This is a genomic window from Arthrobacter sp. USHLN218, from assembly GCF_037144715.1.
In the GTDB taxonomy this organism is placed as follows: Bacteria; Actinomycetota; Actinomycetes; order Actinomycetales; family Micrococcaceae; genus Crystallibacter.
In genome coordinates, this window is record NZ_JBBCYT010000004.1 from 415,111 (window position 1) to 435,134 (window position 20,024).

General features: G+C 68.8%; 20 protein-coding genes. 9 read left to right on the plus strand and 11 right to left on the minus strand.

Annotated features, from left to right (window positions below; translation table 11 throughout):
* Window positions 1-98 precede the first annotated feature (98 nt).
* The 5 genes from WFH44_RS11810 to WFH44_RS11830 all read right to left on the minus strand — a co-directional run bounded on the left by WFH44_RS11810 (window position 99) and on the right by WFH44_RS11830 (window position 4,565).
* The gene (locus WFH44_RS11810) at window positions 99-935 is read right to left on the minus strand and encodes a DNA/RNA non-specific endonuclease (RefSeq protein WP_336714060.1); all 837 of its coding nucleotides are present in this window, start codon (window positions 933-935) and stop codon (window positions 99-101) included.
* Between the two features lie 101 nt (window positions 936-1,036).
* Window positions 1,037-1,240 carry a hypothetical protein gene (locus tag WFH44_RS11815; RefSeq protein ID WP_336714061.1) on the minus strand — a complete coding sequence of 68 codons (204 nt, stop codon included), beginning with the start codon at window positions 1,238-1,240 and terminating at the stop codon, window positions 1,037-1,039.
* Window positions 1,241-1,361: 121 nt separating this feature from the next.
* Complete coding sequence (locus WFH44_RS11820; RefSeq protein WP_336714062.1) at window positions 1,362-2,237, minus strand: carbohydrate ABC transporter permease; 876 nt, start codon at window positions 2,235-2,237, stop codon at window positions 1,362-1,364.
* Window positions 2,238-2,241: 4 nt separating this feature from the next.
* Window positions 2,242-3,177 carry a carbohydrate ABC transporter permease gene (locus tag WFH44_RS11825; protein WP_336714063.1) on the minus strand — a complete coding sequence of 312 codons (936 nt, stop codon included), beginning with the start codon at window positions 3,175-3,177 and terminating at the stop codon, window positions 2,242-2,244.
* The gene (locus tag WFH44_RS11830; protein ID WP_442892901.1) at window positions 3,177-4,565 is read right to left on the minus strand and encodes an ABC transporter substrate-binding protein; all 1,389 of its coding nucleotides are present in this window, start codon (window positions 4,563-4,565) and stop codon (window positions 3,177-3,179) included. Before WFH44_RS11830 ends, WFH44_RS11825 begins: the two co-directional genes overlap by 1 nt.
* A gap of 181 nt (window positions 4,566-4,746) precedes the next feature.
* On the opposite strand from WFH44_RS11830, the gene WFH44_RS11835 reads away from it, so the two are divergent.
* Window positions 4,747-5,646, plus strand: coding sequence for a sugar-binding transcriptional regulator (locus tag WFH44_RS11835; RefSeq protein ID WP_336714064.1), 900 nt, complete (start codon window positions 4,747-4,749; stop codon window positions 5,644-5,646).
* Window positions 5,643-7,046, plus strand: a complete 1,404-nt coding sequence (xylB, locus tag WFH44_RS11840; protein WP_336714065.1) for a xylulokinase — start codon at window positions 5,643-5,645, stop codon at window positions 7,044-7,046. Before WFH44_RS11835 ends, xylB begins: the two co-directional genes overlap by 4 nt.
* Window positions 7,047-7,058: 12 nt before the next feature.
* On the opposite strand, the gene WFH44_RS11845 is transcribed toward xylB, so the two are convergent.
* A complete protein-coding gene (locus WFH44_RS11845) occupies window positions 7,059-8,537 on the minus strand; it encodes a mannitol dehydrogenase family protein (RefSeq protein ID WP_336714066.1) in 1,479 nt (492 codons plus the stop codon).
* A 181-nt stretch (window positions 8,538-8,718) separates the two neighbouring features.
* Between WFH44_RS11845 and WFH44_RS11850 the strand changes: the two genes are divergently transcribed.
* The gene (locus tag WFH44_RS11850) at window positions 8,719-9,138 is read left to right on the plus strand and encodes a VOC family protein (protein WP_336714067.1); all 420 of its coding nucleotides are present in this window, start codon (window positions 8,719-8,721) and stop codon (window positions 9,136-9,138) included.
* A gap of 42 nt (window positions 9,139-9,180) precedes the next feature.
* Here the strand turns inward: WFH44_RS11850 and WFH44_RS11855 are convergent, their stop codons facing one another.
* Window positions 9,181-9,603 carry an arsenate-mycothiol transferase ArsC gene (locus tag WFH44_RS11855; RefSeq protein WP_336714068.1) on the minus strand — a complete coding sequence of 141 codons (423 nt, stop codon included), beginning with the start codon at window positions 9,601-9,603 and terminating at the stop codon, window positions 9,181-9,183.
* A 164-nt stretch (window positions 9,604-9,767) separates the two neighbouring features.
* On the opposite strand from WFH44_RS11855, the gene WFH44_RS11860 reads away from it, so the two are divergent.
* Both WFH44_RS11860 and trxB read left to right on the plus strand, forming a co-directional pair.
* Entirely contained in the window at window positions 9,768-10,202 is a 435-nt protein-coding gene (locus tag WFH44_RS11860; protein ID WP_336714069.1) for an arsenate reductase ArsC, read from the plus strand.
* Window positions 10,203-10,221: 19 nt separating this feature from the next.
* Window positions 10,222-11,199: a thioredoxin-disulfide reductase gene (gene trxB, locus WFH44_RS11865; protein WP_336714070.1), complete on the plus strand. Its 978-nt coding sequence runs from the start codon at window positions 10,222-10,224 to the stop codon at window positions 11,197-11,199.
* Window positions 11,200-11,290: 91 nt separating this feature from the next.
* Here trxB and WFH44_RS11870 read toward each other — a convergent pair whose 3' ends face one another.
* Window positions 11,291-11,830, minus strand: coding sequence for a TetR/AcrR family transcriptional regulator (locus WFH44_RS11870; RefSeq protein WP_336714071.1), 540 nt, complete (start codon window positions 11,828-11,830; stop codon window positions 11,291-11,293).
* An 87-nt stretch (window positions 11,831-11,917) separates the two neighbouring features.
* Here WFH44_RS11870 and WFH44_RS11875 point away from each other — a divergent pair, with 87 nt between their 5' ends.
* From WFH44_RS11875 to WFH44_RS11890, 4 genes are all read left to right on the plus strand, one after another.
* Window positions 11,918-13,420, plus strand: a complete 1,503-nt coding sequence (locus WFH44_RS11875; RefSeq protein WP_336714072.1) for an MFS transporter — start codon at window positions 11,918-11,920, stop codon at window positions 13,418-13,420.
* Window positions 13,421-13,511: 91 nt separating this feature from the next.
* On the plus strand, window positions 13,512-13,886 hold the full coding sequence (locus tag WFH44_RS11880) for a metal-sensitive transcriptional regulator (protein ID WP_336714073.1): 375 nt from the start codon (window positions 13,512-13,514) through the stop codon (window positions 13,884-13,886).
* 27 nt (window positions 13,887-13,913) lie between these two features.
* Window positions 13,914-14,141, plus strand: a complete 228-nt coding sequence (locus tag WFH44_RS11885) for a heavy-metal-associated domain-containing protein (protein WP_336714074.1) — start codon at window positions 13,914-13,916, stop codon at window positions 14,139-14,141.
* Window positions 14,142-14,225: 84 nt separating this feature from the next.
* Complete coding sequence (locus tag WFH44_RS11890) at window positions 14,226-16,613, plus strand: heavy metal translocating P-type ATPase (protein ID WP_336714075.1); 2,388 nt, start codon at window positions 14,226-14,228, stop codon at window positions 16,611-16,613.
* A 229-nt stretch (window positions 16,614-16,842) separates the two neighbouring features.
* On the opposite strand, the gene WFH44_RS11895 is transcribed toward WFH44_RS11890, so the two are convergent.
* From WFH44_RS11895 to WFH44_RS11905, 3 genes are all read right to left on the minus strand, one after another.
* Window positions 16,843-17,112 (minus strand): DUF2277 domain-containing protein, encoded by a 270-nt coding sequence (locus WFH44_RS11895; RefSeq protein WP_336714076.1) that lies wholly within the window; start codon window positions 17,110-17,112, stop codon window positions 16,843-16,845.
* Window positions 17,113-17,331: 219 nt separating this feature from the next.
* A complete protein-coding gene (locus WFH44_RS11900; protein ID WP_336714077.1) occupies window positions 17,332-18,690 on the minus strand; it encodes an MFS transporter in 1,359 nt (452 codons plus the stop codon).
* A gap of 264 nt (window positions 18,691-18,954) precedes the next feature.
* Window positions 18,955-19,965: an EamA family transporter gene (locus WFH44_RS11905; protein WP_336714078.1), complete on the minus strand. Its 1,011-nt coding sequence runs from the start codon at window positions 19,963-19,965 to the stop codon at window positions 18,955-18,957.
* Window positions 19,966-20,024: the final 59 nt, after the last annotated feature.

Below are 20,024 nucleotides of genomic sequence, written 5' to 3' on the forward strand. Positions count from 1 at the left end.
GGCTGGAGCCACCAGCTTCGCACATCCGCAGCAGGCCCGGGCAGCCGTCGGCCGGCGGCATGGCCGGAGGCGTGGCCAGCGGGCGGTTGAGCCCCTGCTCAGCTTTCGGGAGGCAGCAGCACGATCTGCTCGAAGCTGACCAGCAGCTGCCAGCGCGGTTCGCCGGCACGGGCGGTGGGAGCCGGCACGAACCGGTCCACCGCAACCAGCTGCTCCAGCCCCAGACCGGTCAGGTCCTGGACGTCCGCGACCGGAACCTGGAAGGTCCGGTAGGGACCCAGCGGAGGGGTGGCGCCCTCCGCGGCGCGCAGGGCCGTGAGCCGCTCCTCCTCCAGCTCGCCCAGCAGCGGCGACTGATCGAGGATGTAGGCCGTGCTGGCCAGGCCGTCGGCCCCCTGCCACGCGACGACCTTCCAGAACAGCAGCGGGATGGCGAACCCCCGGTACGGCGGGTCCTTCGGGTCGAGGACAGGTCCGGTGAACACGCTCAGCCGGGCGTCGTACTGGTCCGCATGGTTGAGCACGTAGTCCTCCAGCCCGTGCCAGAGCAGCTTCGACTGGTTGAAGGTGTCCACCTGCGGGGCCGCGTTGGTGTAGAAGAAGGTCTCGATGTTGGCCTTCGCCGCGTCCGACGGCGGGCCCCACACCGGATCCCGCCGGCGCACCAGGTGCCCGCGGTCCAGGTTGTTGTTGCGGTACAGCTCCTCCCCGGCCTGCAGCGTCGAGGCAACCCGAGGGTCCAGCCGCCACGTGTCCTCACGGCCCACGTCACGCAGCTGCCCGCCGTCGAGATTGACCGCCGTCAGCTCGGCGAACCGGCGGGAGGTATTGAGGAGGATGGTGAAGTGCGTGTAGTCCAGCACCTTGGCCGCGGTGGCCGCACGCGGCAGCTCAACGGCGGTCTGCAGGAAATCAGCGTCGTAGCCCAAAGTCATGCCTCACACTATCCGCCGGCGGTTGAACAGCCGCCTGCCCTTCCGTCAAACAGCAGTTGAAATCCGCGACAACCGCCAAGGAACCGGCCCCGGAGCACCGCTCAGTCGACGAACTCTGATTGCGTCTCAATGAAGTCCCAGTCCCGCCGGGACAGCGACTGCTCCTTGAGGTCCGGGCCGCCGGAGTCGTAGACATCCAGGGCTGCGTCCGGATCGATCTCTTCGGCCCCGTAGTGCGCGCGGAACCATTGCTTGGTCGCCGTGTGCAGCTCCGGCCACCACTGTTCAATGCTCTTCTCGGCCATGATGGGCACCTTCCGTGGTCGTCTTGGTTCAACCGTAGGCGCGGCCCACACTCCCTTCAAGGGTGCGGCGGGATCCGGGCACGGTTCCCGCCGCCCGCCTGCCCCGCCCGATTGCGCCGGCCTACTTGACGGCACCCATGGACAGGCCGCGGACCAGCTGCTTCTGCGCGATCCAGCCGGCCAGCACCACGGGCAGCGACGCCAGCACCGACGCCGCGGAGAGCTTGGCCAGGAACAGCCCCTCGCTGGTCATCTGCGAGACGAGGAACACCGGCACCGTGGCGGACTTGGCCGCAGTCAGGTTCAGCGCGAAGAAGAACTCGTTCCACGCGAAGATGACGCAGATCAGCGCCGTGGCGGCTAGGCCGGGGGCGACCATCGGCATCAGCACCGAGCGCAGGGTCTTGAGCAGCCCGGCACCGTCCATCTGGGCGGCCTCCAGCACCTCGGCCGGAACCTCCTGGAAGAAGGAGCGCATCATCCAGACGGCGATCGGCAGGTTCATCGCCGTGTAGAGGATAACGAGGGTCCAGATGTTGTCCAGCATGTTGAGCTGCCCGGCGATGACGTAGATCGGCATGATGACCGCGACGACGGGCAGCATCTTGGTGGAGATGAAGAAGAACAGCACGTCCTGGGTCTTCTTCACCGGCCGGATGCTCAGCGCGTAGGACGCCGGGACGGCGAGGACGACCACCAGGACCGTGGAGACACCGGTGGCGATCACCGAGTTCAGGAAGTAAGGACCGGCGCCGGCAGCCAGGACCGCGCGGTACTGGTCCAGCGTCGGCTCGAAGAAGAACGTGGGCGGGCTCGACGCGGCCGCTGCCTCCTGCTTGAAGGACGTCAGGACCATCCAGATCACGGGCGAGAAGAAGCCGAGTGCCAGGATCCAGGTCAGCACGGTAAGGAGCGACGACGGATTCCCGCCTCCCTTGCGGCGCCCCTGGGGCGCCTCGGTTGGCCTGGCGGGTGCGGGCGCAGTATCGATAGCCACGTCTTCAGTCCTTTACGTCGAAGCTGCGGAAGAGCAGGCGGAGCGCGAAGGTCGCGATGATGATGGTGGCAATCACGACGACGACGCCCATGGCAGCTGCCTGTCCGATGTCGAAGCCGAGGAATGCCCGCTGGTAGATATAGAAGGGCAGGTTGGCGCTTGCCGTGCCGGGGCCGCCCGCGGTCATGATGTAGATCTGGTCGAAGGTGTTGACCACGTAAATCGCGCCAAGCAGGATGCCCAGCTCGATGTAGCGGCGCAGCTGCGGCAGGGTGATCGAGGTGAACGTGCGCCACCATCCCGCGCCGTCCATCTGCGCCGCCTCCAGGACATCGCGCGGCTGGGCCTGCAGCCCGGCCAGGACCAGCAGCATCATGAACGGGGTCCACTGCCAGACCAGCGCCATCAGGACCGAAAGCACCGGGTAGGACGAGGTCCAGTCGACGGCGGGGATGCCGAACAGGCTGAGGATCCAGTTCACCAGGCCATAGCTCGGGTTGAGCATGGACACCGACCACAGGATGGCGCTGGCGACGGGCATGATCAGGAAGGGCGTGATCAGCAGCGTCCGGACGAGCCCGCGTCCGCGGAATTCACGGTCCAGCAGGAGCGCGAAGATGATGCCGAGGACCATCGCGGCGGTGACGCAGCCCACCGTATAGATGACGCTGTTCAGCGCCGCCTGGCGGAAGGTGGAGTCCGCGAAGATGTCCGCGTAGTTCTGCAGGCCGACAAATTCCGTGCCGTTTGGGCGGAGCAGGTTCCAGTTGAGCAGCGAGTACCAGAGCGTGAACACGAACGGAAGCTGCGTCACGATGATCGCGAAGATCAGGGCGGGCAGCAGCGGTCCGCGCCGGCGCCAGCCCTCGGCCCTGTCGCGTCCGCGGTCGGCCCGCCGCGCCCGCTCCCGGCGGTTGTGGGTATCCACCAGAGTTGCCATCAGCTTCCTCCTGCCTGGTAGCTTTCCGCCACGGTGCGGGCATATCGTTGCGCTTGGTCGAGGGCCTCGTCCACGGACTTCTGTCCGGCGATGGCCGCCGAGATCTGCTGGGCGACCCGCGTACCCAGGTCCTGGAACTCAGGAATGCCGACGAACTGCAGCCCGGTGTAGGGAACCGGAAGGACCATCGAGGTCTCCTGGGATGCGCCGGCCATGGCGCTCAGGGTGGGCTTGGCATAGGCCTCGGAAACCTCGGCGTACCCGGGGAGCTGGTAGGTGGAGAGCCGGCTGCCCGGGGGAACCCGTTCCCAGCCGACCTTTTCGCCGACCAGCTTCATGTAGTCGGGGCTGGTCATCCAGGAGATGAAGTCCCAGGCCGCGTCCTTGTGCTCGCTCGTTTGGGGGATCGCCAGCGACCAGCTGTACAGCCAGCCCGCATCCTCGGTTTCCTTGACCGGAGCCGGGGCGTACTTGGTCTTGCCGACCACCAGCGAGGACTTCGGATCCTCGACACTCGAAACCATGGCGGTGGCGTCGTACCACATCGCCGCGTTGCCCTGCGCGTAGCGGGTGAGGCAGTCGCCGTAACCGCTGGTGGCCGCGCCGGGCTGGCCGTAGCTGCGGACCAGGTCGACATAGTCCGTGACCGCGGCCTTCACCTGGGGCGTATCGAGGGTAGCGTTCCAGTCCTCGTCGAACCACCGGCCGCCGTAGGTGTTGATCATCGTGTCGAGCGGGGCCATGACCTCGCCCCAGCCAGCCAGGCCGCGCAGGCAGACCCCGGACATTCCCTTCTCCGGGTCGTTCAGCTCCTTTGCGAACCCGCGGATGTCGTCCCAGGTCGGCTTCTCCGGCATGGTCAGCCCGGCCTGCTCGAAGAGGTCGGACCGGTAGGCCAGGAAGGAAGACTCCCCGTAGAACGGTACGGAGTAGAGGTCTCCCTCATAGCTGAGGGCCTCGCGGATCGTGGGGATGAAGTCATCGGGGTTGTAGCCCTGGGTCTTGTCTGCGTAGTCCTGCAGGTTGGTGAGCCACCCGTTGGCAGCCCACATCGGCGTCTCGTAGTTGGAGATCATCACGACGTCGAACTCTCCGCCGCCGGTGGCCACCGAGGCCGTGATCTTGGCCCGGGCTTCGTTCTCCGGAAGCGAGACGAAGCGGACGTCCACGTCCGGGTACTTGGCGGTGAACTCGTCCTGCAGGGAAATCGCATCCTGCATCTGCGGGTTCGACACGATCGCGACGACGATTTCTTCCTTGCCGGACGCTGACGAATCCCCGCCGCAACCCGTTAGGACGAGGAGGAAGGCGCTAAGCGCCGAGAGGATGCCGACCCTGCGGCGCTGCCGCAGACTGGTCCGGCGAGCCGGCTTGAATTGGATTTTCACGAGGCCACCTTTGCTCATCTGAGAACCAGTCCGCGCTCATTTGGTATGTGACTCTAGTCATATATACTCATTTGAGCAATAGGGGTTGCTCAGACGTGAGATCGGAGGTCCTAGCCCGTTGGCCAAGCCATCCGATGATGAAACACTCGCTCTGATCGGCCGGGACTATTACCTCGGGAACATGTCCAAGGTGGAAATTGCCACGAGCTACGGGATCTCGCGCTTCCAGGTGGCCCGCATGCTCGAAGAGGCCCGCACGAAAGGCATCGTCCGGATCGAGGTCGTCTTCCCCAACAGCCACACTGCCGCGGACCCGCGCCGCCTCAGGGACGCGCTGGGGGTCGAAGCCGTCATCGTGACTCCGACCGGCGCCGACGGCGCCAGGACGCGCGACCGCCTGGCCCAGGCGGCCGCTAAGGAGCTCACGAAGCGGACCCGCCCCGGCTTCACCGTCGGCATCGCCTGGTCGCGCACGCTCGACCTGGCGGCGCGGCACATCGACAAGCTGCCGCCGTGCGACCTGGTCCAGCTCGGCGGCGCCCTTCCCGTTCCCGGCAGCGGCAACTCCATGGAGCTCCTCCGCGTGCTCGGCCACGCCACCACCGGCCGCACCTGGCCCATCTGGGCCCCGCTCGTCGTCGAAAATACCGCAACCGCCGAAAGCCTGAAGCGGCAGCCGGAGATCTCGCAGGCACTGACCAAGGCGGACACCCTGGACCTTGCCGTCGTCGCGCTGGGCAGCTGGCAGCCCGGAGCCTCGACCGTCTGGGACCGGGTGGACAACGCCACGCGGCTGGCCTGCACGAAGGCGGGCGCGGTGGCCGAGTGCTCCGGCCGCCTGCTCGACGCGGACGGCAACCCCGTCCTGACGGACCTGGACGACCGGGTCATCGCCGTGACGATCGGGCAGCTGCGGCATACCCCGCACGTCGTCGTCGTGGCCCAAGGTGCGGACCGGACGGACGCGGTCCGCGCCGCGGCACGGGCCGGCATCATCGGGACGCTCATCGTCGACGAGGAGCTGGCCGAAATTCTGGAAGAGCAGGAATCCTACGAGCATAGGCAGGCACCGGCTACATGAGCATCGCGATCGGCATCGACTCCTCCACCCAATCCTGCAAGGTCCTCGCCGTCGACGTCGAGACGGGCGCCATCCGCTCCTCGGGGTCCGCCCCGCATCCGGACGGGACGTCCGTGGACCCGGCCCACTGGGACCGGGCGCTGGCCAAGGCATGGAACGACGCCGGCATCCGCGGTTCCGCGGAGGTCGCGGGGGTGAGCGTGGCGGCCCAGCAGCACGGCATGGTGGCGCTCGACGCCGACAACCGGCCGGTCCATGACGCCCTGCTGTGGAACGACACCCGCAGCGCGGGCGCGGCCGAAGACATGGTCGCCGAGCTGGGCGCCGAGGCGTGGGCCGATGCCGTCAACGTGGTGCCGGTGGCGTCGTTCACCCTCACCAAGCTGGCCTGGCTGGCCCGGAACCGGCCCGAACTCGCGGCCAAGGTGGAGCGGGTAGTCCTGCCGCACGACTACCTGAACTACCGCCTCACCGGTAGATTCTTCACCGACCGCAGCGACGCCTCGGGCACCGCCTACTACTCCGCCGCGGAGGACGCCTACCGGTCCGACCTGCTCCGGAAATACTTCGGCAGGCTGCCCGAACTGCCGCCGGTGCTCGGCCCGCAGGAGTCCGGCGGCATGCTCCTTCCGGACTGGGACGCCGGCGGCGTGCCGGTCGGCGCCGGAGCGGGCGACAACGCGGGGGCGGCGCTGGGCCTGGGCATCAGCCCCGGAGACGTGGTGGTCTCCGTCGGCACGTCGGGCACCGTGTTCACCTCCGCCCGCGAACCGGTGAACGATCCCAGCGGCGCGGTCGCCGGCTTCGCGGACGCCACCGGCGCCTACCTGCCGCTGCTGGCGATGATCAACTCGGCACGGGTCATGGCGGCCACGGCCGCAATGCTCGGCGTGGACCTGCCGGAGCTGGACCGGCTCGCGCTCTCCGCCGCTCCGGACGCCGCCGGCCTGACCCTGCTGCCCTACCTTGACGGCGAGCGCACGCCCAACCTGCCCTACGCCAATGGCAGCCTGGTCGGCCTGACGCGCGGCAATATGACGCCGGAGAACCTGGCCCGGGCCGCGGTGCTGGCCGTGCTCAACTCGCTGGCGGACGCCCAGGAACTGCTGCGGGTCCGGGGGATCCCGGTGGAAAAGGTGCTGCTGATCGGCGGCGGATCCAAGTCACGGGCGCTGCGCGAGGCCGCCGCCGACGTCTTCGGCGTGCCGGTCGAGGTCCCCGCGGCGGCGGAATACGTCGCCCTGGGTGCGGCGCGCCAGGCGGCGTGGGCCGCCACCGGCTCGCTGCCCGAATGGAAGCCGGCGCTCGACGCCGCCTACGAACCGGCGCCGGGGGCAGACTGGGGCGCCGAGGTCCGCCAGCGCTTCATCGCGGCCCGCACGTCGCTCTACGGCGTCTAGCTTCCGGGGCGTCTAGCTTCCGGCCACCAGTTCCTCGACGGTGGCGCGGGCGCCGCGCTGGTGCAGGGTATCCAGCGCCTGGGTATAGGCCTCGACGAACCGCTCGTTGTCGGCGAGGTCGCCGAACACCTCCCGCTGGGCGATGAAGGCCAGCTTGTCCTCGCGGTTCCGGGCCGCGGCGGCCATCAGCGAGTCCTTCAACCGGTCGACGACGGCGATCGGCTGACCTTGCTCGTCGACCCCTTCCGCGTACCGCGCCCACGAGGCGACGATCGCCGCGGAACGGTGGATCTCGCCGTCGTTCTTCAGGTTCTCCCGGATCACCGGCACCAGCCACTTGGGAATGCGGTCCGAGCTCTCCGCGCAGAGCCGGGCCAGGGTGTCCCGGACGTACTCGTTGGAGAAGCGTGCGATCAGCTTGTGCTTGTAGGCGTCCAGGTCGATCCCGGGCACGGGCCGGAGGGTGGGCGTGGCCTCCCGGTCCATGTAGTCGAGCAGGAACCGGGCGAACGTCGGGTCCTGGCAGACCTCGTGGGCGTAGCGGTAGCCGGCCAGGTAGCCGAAGTAGCACTGGCCCTGGTGGCTGGCGTTGAGCAGGCGCAGTTTCATCAGCTCGTACGGCTCCACGTCCTCCACCAGCTGGACGCCGGCCTCGTCGAAGGGCGGCCGGCCATCGGTGAAATGGTCCTCCAGCGCCCACTGCTCGAAGTCCTCGCAGACCACCGGCCAGGCGTCCTCCACGCCGAATTCCTTGGCGATGGAGGCCCGGTCCTCGTCCGTGGTCACGGGGGTGATCCGGTCCACCATGGAGTTGGGGAAGGAGACGTTGGCGTCCATCCACTCCCCCAGCTCCGGGTCCTTCAGGCGGGCGAAGGCGGTGAACATCCTGCGGGCCATGTCCCCGTTGCCCTGGATGTTGTCGCAGGACATGATGGTCAGCGGCGGCAGGCCCCGCTGCCGCCTCCGGGCCACGGCCTCGGTGACCAGCCCGAAGGTGGTCGACGGCGCGGCCCCCGGCGCGAGGTCCGCGGCCACGGCGGGGGTGGCGGCATTGAACTCGCCGGTAACGTGGTGGAAGTTGTAGCCGCCCTCGGTGATGGTCAGCGAGACGATCCTGGTCTGCTCCGAGGCCATCTTCTCGATCACGGCCTCCGGGTCCTCCGGCGCCAGCAGGTACTCGATGATCGAACCGATCACGCGCGCCTCGCGGGTGCCGTCCGGGTTCTTGACGACGAGGGTGTAGAGGCAGTCCTGGTCCTCCATGACCTTCTTCATCGCCGCGTCCGAGGGCATAACGCCCACCCCGCAGATCGCCCAATCGAGGGCCTTGCCGGCGTTCATCAGGCGGTCCAGGTACATCGCCTGGTGGGCCCGGTGGAAACCGCCGACGCCGAAATGCACGATTCCGGCTCTTAGCGCGCTTCGGTCGTAGGAGGGGATGGCCAGCTGGGAGGCCACCTGCGGCAGGGTTACGGCGTTGAGCGCGGACATGCTACCACCTTGTGAGCCGGGTTACTTTTCGCACAATCTAGCATATGAGCCTGCGTTGTTGCTCAGATGAGCGGACCCAATGTGCACACCCGGCCCCGGAACTCTTGGCAGGACCGCGGACCAGTGCCAAGGTGAACAATGTCCGCAGTTATCCGCGCAACCGATTCCGTGAGGACCGCCCATGCCACGCATGATCTTTCCGAACCTGCCCGTGACCGACCTGGCCAAGGCCACCAGCTTCTACACGGGCCTGGGCTTCGAGCAGAACCCGCAGTACAGCAATGACGTCGCGTCAGCCATCGTCATTTCGGACAGCATCGTGGTGATGCTGCTGCAGCAGGATTTCTTCAAGGGCTTCCTGGCCGACGGAGACACGCCGCACCTGACGTCGGACGCCAAGGAGGTGCTCAACTGCCTCAGCTGCGACTCGCGCGAGGAGGTGGACAGCCTGGTGCAGAAAGCGAGGGACAGCGGCGGGACGGTCTACCACCCGGCGGAGGAGGGCACGCCCGGCATGTACGCGGCCTCGGTGGCCGACCCGGACGGGCACATCTGGGAGCTGCTCTACATGCCACCGGAGGCTACGGGACAGGAAGGCTGACCTCCCTGCTGTCGGTACCCGGCGGCGCCTGTTCGGCGTCGCCTATTCCGTCGTGAGCTCCCCGTAGAGGCGGTGGACCCGGGCGTCGATCTCGTCGCGGACAAGCCGCATCCGTTCCATGCCGTGGATGTCGCGGAGGCTCGGCTCGTCGATGTCCCAGCGCTCGTAGCGCGTCCCGGGCACCTCATCCAGGCGGGCGTTCGTGCCGAGGATGACAACGACGTCGGCGGCGCGCTGCGCTTCCTCCGTCACCGCGGTGGGGGTGTCCGCGCTGATGTCGATGCCCTTTTCCAGCAGCGCCGCGGCCGATTCCGGGTTGACCGCCGCCCCCGGCTTGGTGCCGCAGGAGTGCACCTCGACCGTTCCGCCGGCCAGCTTCTCCATCAGGCCCGCGGCCATCGGGGACTTGCCGCTGTTGGACGAGCAGACGAAGAGAACACTGGGTTTGCCGGTGGAAGTAGCCATGGTGCGCAGTTCCTCTCGCGGGCCGGGAAGTCGGGGTCGGTGCGTCCGTCCGCGGCCTGGCGGCCGGATGCCGCGGACCCCTTGATAGTAGCCGCCGTTCTTGCTGGACTGTTCTTGAGCGCACGCGGCTGCACCCTGCGACGCCGCAGAAAGAGGGAACCGCCATGATCGAGCCCAGCAGCCACACGCCCACCGTCCTCTTTGTCTGCGACCATAACGCCGGCCGCTCGCAGATCGCCGCGGCCTACCTGAACCATCTTGGCCGCGGCGCCATCGTGGCCAAGTCGGCCGGTTCGCGGCCCTCCGCCGCGGTTCATCCCGGCGTCGTGGAGGCCATGGCCGAGGACGGGCTCGACATTTCCGCCGAGACGCCCAAGGTGCTCACCGACGAGGCGCTCCAGGACGCCAACATGGTCATCACGCTGGCCGGCAGCGAGGCCGTGCGCGTGATCCCGGGGCGCAAGTACGAGGACTGGCAGCTCCGGCATCCCGACAACGATTCGCTGGCGCACGTCAGGCCGCTGCGCGACGACATCAAGGCCCGCATCCAGGAGCTGCTCTCCGAGCTGCTTCCGGCCGTCCACCCAGACGCCAACTAAGACCCGCAAGGACCCCGCCATGGACACTGACAAGCTCATCATCATCGGATCCGGCCCGGCGGGCTACACCGCCGCCGTCTATGCCGCGCGGGCCGGGCTCGCGCCGCGGGTGATCGCCGGCGCGGTCACGGCCGGCGGCGCGCTGATGAACACGACCGAGGTGGAGAACTTCCCCGGTTTCCCGGAGGGCATCCAGGGGCCGGAACTGATGGAGCAGATCCGCGCCCAGGCGGAGAAATTCGGTGCCGTGATTGAGTACGACGACGTTTCCAGCGTCTCGCTCAAGGGACACCTCAAGGAGGTGGCCACCATGGGCGGGAACACCTACACCGCGCCGGCCGTCATCCTTGCCACCGGCTCGGCGTACAAGGAACTGGGGCTGCCGGAGGAGAAGATGCTCTCCGGCCACGGCGTGTCCTGGTGCGCCACCTGCGACGGGTTCTTCTTCCGCGACCAGGACATCATCGTGGTCGGCGGCGGCGACTCCGCGATGGAGGAGGCCCTCTTCCTGACCCGTTTCGGCAAGAGCGTCACGGTCGTGGTCCGCCGCGACGCCCTGAGGGCGTCGAAGATCATGGCCATGCGGGCCCGCGACAACGAGAAGATCCGCTTCGCCTACAACAGCGCCGTCACCGCCATCCACGGGGACACCAAGGTCACCGGCGTGACCCTGACGGACACCGTCAGCGGCGCCACCCGCGAGCTGCCCGCCGCGGGCCTGTTCGTCGCGATCGGCCACCTGCCGCGGACCGAGCTGGTCAAGGACCAGGTCGACCTGGACGACGACGGCTACATCAAGGTGGACTCCCCCACCACGTGCACCAACCTGGACGGCGTCTTCGCCTGCGGCGACGCCGTGGACCACCGCTACCGCCAGGCCATCACCGCCGCCGGCACGGGGTGCTCTGCGGCCCTGGATGCCGAACGCTACCTTGCGGCGCTGGACGATGCCGACAGCATCGCCACCGCCCTCGTCGAAGCCGAGACCCATGCCTGACCGGCCCGCCGAGGCCGAACGACGGCCCTAGTTCACGCGCGCCGAGGACCGCCCGGCGCCCACCCGGGGCTGCCGGATGAGCGGACTCCGGTCAGTTGCGCGCCACGAGCGCGTCGACCTGCTCGAGCAGGGCTTCCATTTCACCCTCGGTGACGTCGGCCGGCTGGGCGTTGCCGGAGAAGAACGTGGCGCTGTAGTAGAGCCCGTCCCCCATCAGCTTGACTGCCTGGGCCAGGGGCCGGCTGCCCAGGGCTTCCTCAAGCGCCTTCAGCCACAGGTCCTGCGTCCTTGCGAATGCCTGTGCCGCCGCGGGGTGCCCCTGCTGCACCAGCCGGGCGACGGCCACGATGGCCCGGTCCAGGGGCGAGTCGACGTAGTGCGAAGTCCGCACGTAGTAGCGCGCTGCCCCTTCCGGCGCGGCGCCGATCTTCATGGCGTCGTCTTCGGTCAGCGCCTCGAGCCGCTGGCACAGCCCTTCCACCATCGCCTCCTTGGACGGGAAGTGGTAGAGCAGTCCGCCCTTGGAGACTCCGGCTGCGGCGGCCACCGCGTCCATGGTGGCGGCCCGCTCACCCTCTTTGATGAGGATGTCTTCAAAGCTGTCGAGGATCCGGTCTTTCGCGCTGGCCATGACCCCATCCTACGGGTCCCCGAATTGTTTCTAAACCGTCCAGACGGTACAGTATTGTCGTTCCCATTCGCACCCAGGAGGTGCAGCATGCTCACAACCACCCAACGCGCCGGCCGCAAGGAGTGGACCGCATTGGCGGTGCTCATGCTGCCCGTCCTGCTGGTCGCCGTCGACAATACGGTCCTGAGCTTCGCCCTGCCGGCCATCTCCCTGGACTTCAACACCAGCGGCACCACGCTGCTGTGGATCATCGATATCTACCCGCTGGTCCTGGCCGGACTGCTCGTGGCCATGGGCAGCCTGGGCGACCGCTTCGGCCGGCGGCGGATGCTGATGATCGGCGCGGCGGGTTTCGCGGCTTTGTCGGCGGCCGCCGCCTTCTCCCCCAGCGCCGAGCTCCTCGTTGCGGCGCGCGCCGGGCTGGGCATCTTCGGCTCCATGCTGATGCCGGCCACGCTCTCGCTGATCCGCAACATTTTCGACGACCGCGGCCAGCGCCGGCTGGCCATCGCCATCTGGGCGGCCGGCTTCTCCGCCGGCGCCGCCCTGGGCCCGCTGCTCGGCGGCGTCCTGCTGGAACACTTCCACTGGGGCTCGGTCTTCCTGCTCGCCGTGCCCGTGCTGGTGCCCATGCTCGCACTGACCCCGGCATTCGTGCCCGAATCCCACGACCCGTCGCCGGGCGGCGTGGACGTGGTCAGCATCGTGTTGTCCATTGCCACCATGGTGCCGGTCGTTTACGCCATCAAGAACCTGGCCAACGACGGCGGCTTGCCGGTAACGGCGGCGAGCGCCGCCGTCGGACTGGGCGCCGGCTGGCTGTTCGCCCGGCGCCAGCTCTCCCGCACTAGTCCGATGCTGGACGTGCGCCTCTTTGCGGTGCGGCCGTTCACCGGCGCGGTGCTGGTCAACCTGCTGGCCATCTTCTCGCTGGTGGGCTTCCTCTACTTTGTCTCGCAGCACCTGCAGCTGGTGCTCGGACTCGGACCGCTGGAGGCGGGGCTGGTACTGCTGCCCGGCCTCGCGGTGACGATCGCGGCCGGCCTGCTCGCCGTGCCGCTGGTCCGGCGGGTCCAGCCGCACCTGGTGGTCTCCGGCGCCCTGCTGCTCTCGGCCGCTGCCTACTGGATGGTCGCCTCCTCGGAGGACGGCTCGGCCGGCTGGCTGATGCTGGCCTTCGTCGTGCTGGGGGCGGGTGTCGGCGCCTCCGAAACCCTGTCGAACGACCTGATCCTCTCCAGCGTGCCGGCAGCCAAGTCCGGCGCCGCCTCCGCGGTCTCCGAGACGGCCTACGAGGTCGGCTCCGTCTTCGGGACGGCGCTGCTGGGCAGCATCCTGGTGTCCTCATACCGCGACAACGTCGAGCTGCCGGCCGGCCTGGACCCGGAGCAGGCGGCGGCCGCCGGCGAAACACTGGGCGGCGCGATCAACACGGCGGCCGGCCTCCCGGCACGGAGCGCAGACGCCCTGCTGGACTCGGCCTTCCGTGCCTTCGACAGCGGCGTGTCGATCACCGCGGGCATCGCCGCCGTGCTGATGGTGGCCGCGGCCTGGCTGGCCTTCCGGACCCTGCGGGGCGTCCAGGCCTAAGCCGTATCGCCGTCGACGGAACCGGCCCTCCCCGTTGCCCCATACCCCAAGGGGGTATAAGCTGTGCGGGAAGGACACGGAAGGAGCAGCCATGAACCCGGAACCGGCCGCCGTCGACACCAATACGGAAACCCTCGCGCCCGCGGAGGCGTCCGCCGTCGACCCCCATGTCGGCCATGCCTACACGACGGACAAGGCGGCATACCAGCGCCGGCTGAAGCGGATCGAGGGCCAGGTGCGCGGCATCGCGCGGATGGTCGATGAGGACAAGTACTGCATCGACATCCTGACGCAGGTGGCCGCCGTCAACAAGGCGCTGCACGCCGTAAGCATCGGGCTGCTCGAAGACCACATCTCGCACTGCGTGGTCGGCGCGGCCAAGGAATCCGAGGCCTCCTCGGACCCCGCGATCGTGCAGGACAAGGTCAAGGAAGCCACCGACGCCATCGGCCGCCTGCTCCGCTGAAACGCCCATTTCCCCAAGGAGAGCACCATGAGCACCATCACCAAAGTCAGCATCGACGGAATGACCTGCGGCCACTGCATCGCCGCCGTTACCGAGGAACTCACCGCGATCGAGGGCGTCCAGGACGTTGCGATCGAGCTGAACAAGGGCGGGATTTCCACCGCTACCGTTCAGTCCGCGGGCCGGCTGGATCCGGAACAGGTCGGCGAGGCCGTCGCCGAGGCCGGCTACCTCGTGGTCGCGGACGAGGCGTAGCGAAACACGGCACTTCGGCGCGGCACGGCACTGGCGGTGCCCTGCCGCGCCCCATCAGACTTGGCAGGAGGGAACGGGGCAGCGATGACCCAGGGTACGGACACATCGGTGGCGGGCGAGGCGGTGCCGGCGCGCCTGGTCGAGCTCGAGATCGAGGGCATGACCTGCGCCTCCTGCGTGAACCGCGTGGAACGCAAGCTCGGCAAGATCGAGGGCGTGCACGCGAGCGTGAACCTGCCGCTTGAATCGGCGCAGGTGACCGTGCCTGCGGGGGTCACGGACCAGCAGCTGGTCGAGACCGTGAACGCCACGGGTTACCGGGCACGGGTCAAGGCCGCACCGGGTCTTCGGGCCAGCGCAGCACCCGGTGCGGGCGGCCGCGGCCGGGACGGCGGGGTTGGGCCCGATGACCGGGTCGGCGCCGCTGGTTCCGCAGGTGCCGCCGAACAGGCAGAGCACGCCGCACACGAAGACCACATGGCCCACGGCGGCACCGCCCGGCAGCTCCGCCCGCGGCTCTGGGTCGCAGCGGCGCTGACCGTGCCCATCGTCATCATCTCCATGGTGCCCGGCGCGCAGTTCCCGCATTGGGGCTGGGCGGCCCTGGTGCTCTCCGCTCCGGTGGTGTTCTGGGCCGCCTGGCCGTTCCACCGCGCTGCAGCGGTCAATGCCCGCCACCTTGCCTCCACCATGGACACGCTGGTTTCCATCGGTGTGCTGGCCGCATTCCTCTTCTCTGCGTGGCAGCTGGCCATGGATCCGATGATGACCGCGCAGCCGCATGCCGGCATGGCGGAGGGAACGCTGTACTTCGAGACCGCCGCCGTCATCATTACCTTCCTCCTGCTGGGCCGCTATCTGGAGGCGAACGCGAAGCAGAAGGCCGGCGATGCGCTGAAGGCGCTGCTCAGTCTGGGCGCCAAGGAGGCAACTGTGCTGCGCGACGGCGCGGAGGTCCAGATCGCCGCGGAGCAGCTGGTGCCGGGCGACCTGATCGTGGTCCGGCCGGGCGAGAAGATCGCGACGGACGGCTACGTGGTGGAGGGGCGCTCCGCCGTCGACACGTCGCTCATCACCGGCGAATCCGTTCCGGTGGACGTGGAGGTGGACGACGCCGTCACGGGCGCGACCATCAACACCTCCGGCCGGCTGCTGGTGCGGGCCACCCGCGTCGGCTCGGACACCACGCTGGCGCAGATGGGGCGGCTGGTGAGCCAGGCGCAGGCGGGCAAGGCGCCGATCGCGCGGCTGGCGGACCGGATCAGCTCGGTGTTCGTGCCGATCGTGCTGGTCATCGCCGCGCTCACGTTCGTGCTGTGGATGGTCTTCGCGGGCGAGCTGCAGCCAGCCTTTACGGCCGCCGTCACGGTCCTGGTCATCGCCTGCCCGTGCGCGCTGGGGCTGGCCACGCCGACCGCGCTGCTGACCGGCACGGGCCGGGCGTCGCAGCTGGGCATCCTGATAAAGGGCCCGCAGATCCTCGAAGACACCCGGCATGTGGACACAATCCTGCTGGACAAGACCGGCACTGTCACTACCGGCAAGCAGGCGGTCAGTTCCGTGGCGGCGCTGAACGGGCATGCCGAGGCGGACGTGCTGCGGTTCGGTGCCGCGGTCGAGGCGGGGTCGGAGCATCCGATCGCCCGCGCGGTGGTTGCCGCGGCACAGGATCGCGGGGACGTGCTGCCGGTGCTCTCCGATTTCCACAGCGCGGCCGGCGGCGGCGTGCGGGGCACCGTTTCCGCGCACGACGGCGGCAGCGGGGACGGCGGCAGCGTCACCGTGGTGGCGGGCCGGAGCACGTGGCTCGAGGAGAACGGCATCGCCGCGGACGAGGAGCAGCTCGCGGCCTTCCGTGCGCAGCAGGAGGCGGGCGCGACGGCCATCTGGGTTGCCATGGACGGCGCGGTGGCCGGCATCATCAGCCTGAAGGACACCGTCAAGCCCGGTTCGCCCGCCGCCGTCGCGCGGCTCAAGGAGCTCGGCCTGCGGCCGGTCCTGCTGACCGGTGACAACGCCGCAGTGGCCGCACAGGTTGCTGCCGCCGTCGGTATTGCGCCCGAAGACGTGCAGGCCGACGTCCTGCCGGAAGGCAAGGTCGCCGCGGTGAAGCAACTGCAGGGCGGAGGCCGGACCGTGGCGATGGTGGGCGACGGCGTGAACGACGCGGCGGCGCTGGCGCAGGCGGACCTCGGGATCGCCATGGGCGCGGGGACGGACGTGGCGATCGAGGCCGCCGACATCACCGTGATGGGCAGCGAGCTCGGCCAGGTGGTGCAGTCCATCGAACTCAGCCGCAGGACGCTGTCCACGATCAAGGGCAACCTGTTCTGGGCCTTCGCCTACAACACGCTCGGCATCCCCGTGGCGGCGCTGGGGCTGCTCAACCCGATGATCGCCGGGGCCGCCATGGCCGCCAGTTCGGTCCTCGTGGTGGCAAACTCGCTGCGGCTGCGCCGGTTCGCGCGGTAGCCGCCGCTTCCCCGGGAGCCCCCGCTTCCCCGGGACCCGCCGCTTCCCCGGGAGCCCCCGGTTCGCGCGGTAGCCGCCGCTTCACGCAAACGACGCGTTCCGCTGCGTTCTGGAATTCCCCCTATGGTTCAGAACGGCGGCAGAATTCCAGAACGCGGCGGAATCCGTGCGGAAGCAGGCGGAGCCCGGCCAGGCGGCGGACCCTCGGGGTTCAGTGGCGGGAGTCCGCCTAGGTGCCGTAGCGGACGGCGGCGCGGGCTTTGGCCTTTGCCGCCTCGTCATCCCGGTTCTTCGGCGGCGCTGACGTGACGAGCGAGTCGAGCAGGTGCGCCGTGATGTGGGCGATCTCGTGGACGGCCTCGTTGAAGGCTTGCTCGTTCGCCTTGGAGGGCTTGTTGCTGCCGCTGACCTTGCGCACAAACTGCAGGGCGGCGGCTTCAATCTCGGCGTTGGTGGCGGCAGGCTCGAAGTTGTGGAGCTGGCGGATGTTGCGGCACATGTTGCCTCCTCGGCGGGAACGGGCTCAGGCTGGCTCCTTCCAGTCTGCCCCGCCCGGTTGCCGCACGCTACCGTGCCGGCGGAGCGAATCCGGCGCGCTCCCGCAGCAGGGCCCGGGCCGCGCACACGAAAACGGGGCCCGGCTGGTTAAACCGGGCCCCGCCGTCGTTAGGGGAAAGCCGGGCGGACAGCGCTTGTGGCACCGCCCGCCCCGGCGGGATCAGCGGCTTGCGCTGAGTTCGTGGTCGGCGCGCTCGGGTTCGCCGGCCGGGGCCGCGGCGGCCAGCACCGGCTTGCCCAGCATCGAGATGAATGCAGCGCCGAGCAGCATCGGGACGATGAACAGGAAGTACAGATCCGTCGGCTGCCAGCCCCCGTCCATCAGCGCGCCGGCGATGATCGGCGAGGCAATGGAGCCAACCCGGCCCATACCGATGACCAGGCCCAGCGCGGTGCCGCGGACCTCGGAGGAGTAGTAGGTCGGGCTGATGGCCAGCATGCCGGCGATCGGGGCGTTGGAGCCGAAGCCCACGAGGAACGCCGCCAGCAGGGCGCCGGCCAGGGACCCGGTGGACAGAGAGAACGCGCCGAAGGTCAGGCCGCCGAGGATGAAGAAGACGGCCAGGACCTTGCGCATCGGGAAGCGCGCACCGAAGAAGCCAAGGGTCACGGCGCCGACAATCGCGCCGACGCTGAAGAGGACGCCGGCGTTGATGCCGTCCTGCTGGCTGAACCCGCTGGCGGTGACCAGCTTCGGAGTCCAGGAGTTGGCGAAGTAGAAGCTGGCCATCAGGACGAAGTAGCTGAGCGAAATCAGGATGGTGCGGCGGGCGTTGCTGCCGGTGAGCACGTCGGCGAAGCGGGACTTCTTCTTCGCGGGGGCCGGGGCGGCGTCGGGCAGTACGGAGACGGCCGGCTGCTCGATGCGGGCGAGTACCTTGTTGACGCGCTCTAGGGCGTTGGCCGGGCGGCGGACCAGCAGGTAGTCGATCGATTCCGGCACGGCGCGCCAGATGATCGGAATCATGACCAGGGTGATGATGGCGCCGAACATGAAGGCCGCGCGCCAGCCGTAGGCCTGGATCAGGACGCCGGTGATCAGGCCGCCGACCACGCCGCCGATGGGCTGGCCGATGCTGACCAGGGCCAGCGAGGTGGAGCGGCGCTTGGCGTTCGCGAACTCGGAGGCGAGCACGTTGGCGGTGGCCTGCAGGGTTCCCACGGCCAGGCCGGTGACGAAGCGCAGCACGACCAGCAGGCCGTAGCTCGGCACGAAGGCGGAGGCCAGCATGCCGAGCGCGACGACGGTGGCGCCCAGCAGGAGGGTCTTCCGGCGGCCGATGATGTCCGCAATCGTGGAAACGAAGATCGAGCCGAGAGCCATGCCGACCAGGGCGGAGCTGAGCAGCATGCCCAGCTGTCCTGCGCTCAGGCCCCAGTGCTCGGAGACGGCGTTGGCGCTGAACGCCATGACGAGCACGTCGAAGCCGTCGATCATGTACAGGGCGGCACAGACGGCGATGATGCCGATCTGCGTCCGCTTCATGGGGGCGGCTTCGATCCGCGACTTGATATCCATTCGGGGCCTAACTCTTGCTGATGCTGGACCGACCGTGCGACTCGGGAAGAAGTCTGTTCGACAGGTGAACGAACGTTCGGTATCAGTGAAAAAGTATATGGCCCCGGGCACGCACTCCCGTGTCGACCGCCACACATTGTGAGCAAGCTCACCGCGGCGGTCGGCGTGGCGGCGTTCGGCCGCCCCGGGAGCCGGAACGGACGCGCGACGTCCAGGTAAGCGGGGTCAGTGCAGGTGGAACTGAATTACGACGGCGTTGCCCGCCTAGACTCCGGCGCCGCCCCGCTCCTGAACGGGGATCGGCTCCACGGATTTGATCCTGCGCGGCTGCGACCGCAGTTCGTCCAGGCGGACCAGCACGACGCCGGCGACAATCAGGACCCCGCCGAGCAACTGGATGGCCGCGGGCAGTTCGCCCAGGAGCAGCCAGGCCCAGAGCACTGCGAAGAGCACCTCCGTCAGCGACACGAAGGATGCCACCTTGGAACCCAAAATCCGCGCCGCCATGATCCCCGTGACATAGGAGAGGACCGTGGAGAACAGCACGAGTCCGAGCATCGGGACCCACCATGAGGTGCTCCAGCCGGCCAGCGAGACGTCGGCGGTGCTGAACTCCATGGGCACGGCACGGACGGCGCCGAGCAGCAGCATCACCGCCCCGCCCACCAGCAGTCCACCGGCAGCAAGCACCAGCGGCGGCAGCGAATCGTTCTGTTTGGCGGTGATGAAGAAGTAGATGACCAGGCAGACGGCCGCCCCCAGGCCCCAGAGCACCCCGGCGGGGTCCATGCGCACGGAGCCGAACACATCCAGCACCAGCACCAGCCCGGCAACGGACAGCACCGCCCCGGCCAGCGTCGCCGGCCTGGGCATGCGCCGGCTGGTCAGCCACAACCACAGCACGATCAGCACCGGCGCGAGGAACTCCAGCAGCAGCGCGACGCCCACCGAGAGGGTCATCACCGCATTGAAGTAGAAGAGCTGGCAGCCCGCCACGCCGATCAGGCCGAAGAGCACGATCGTCCTCCAGTTATGCTGCACCTGGTGCCAGCGTCCATGCAGGGCCAGCGTGGCGGGGATGGCAAGCACCAGCGCGGCGCCGATCATGCGGACGGCGACGGCGGCGCCCGGCGTCCACCCCGCCTCCAGCAGCGACTTGGCGAAGGAACCGGAGAGCCCGAATACGGCGGACGAAAACAGCGCAATGCCCACGCCGGAGGCAGCCGCGGAAGTAACTGCGCGGGCAGCCGGAACGGAGGCGGATTTGCCGGCCATGGTGACCTCGTCTATCGGAGTGGGAGCCCTGTCCTCGGCGCGCGTCGACGCAGCGGAGT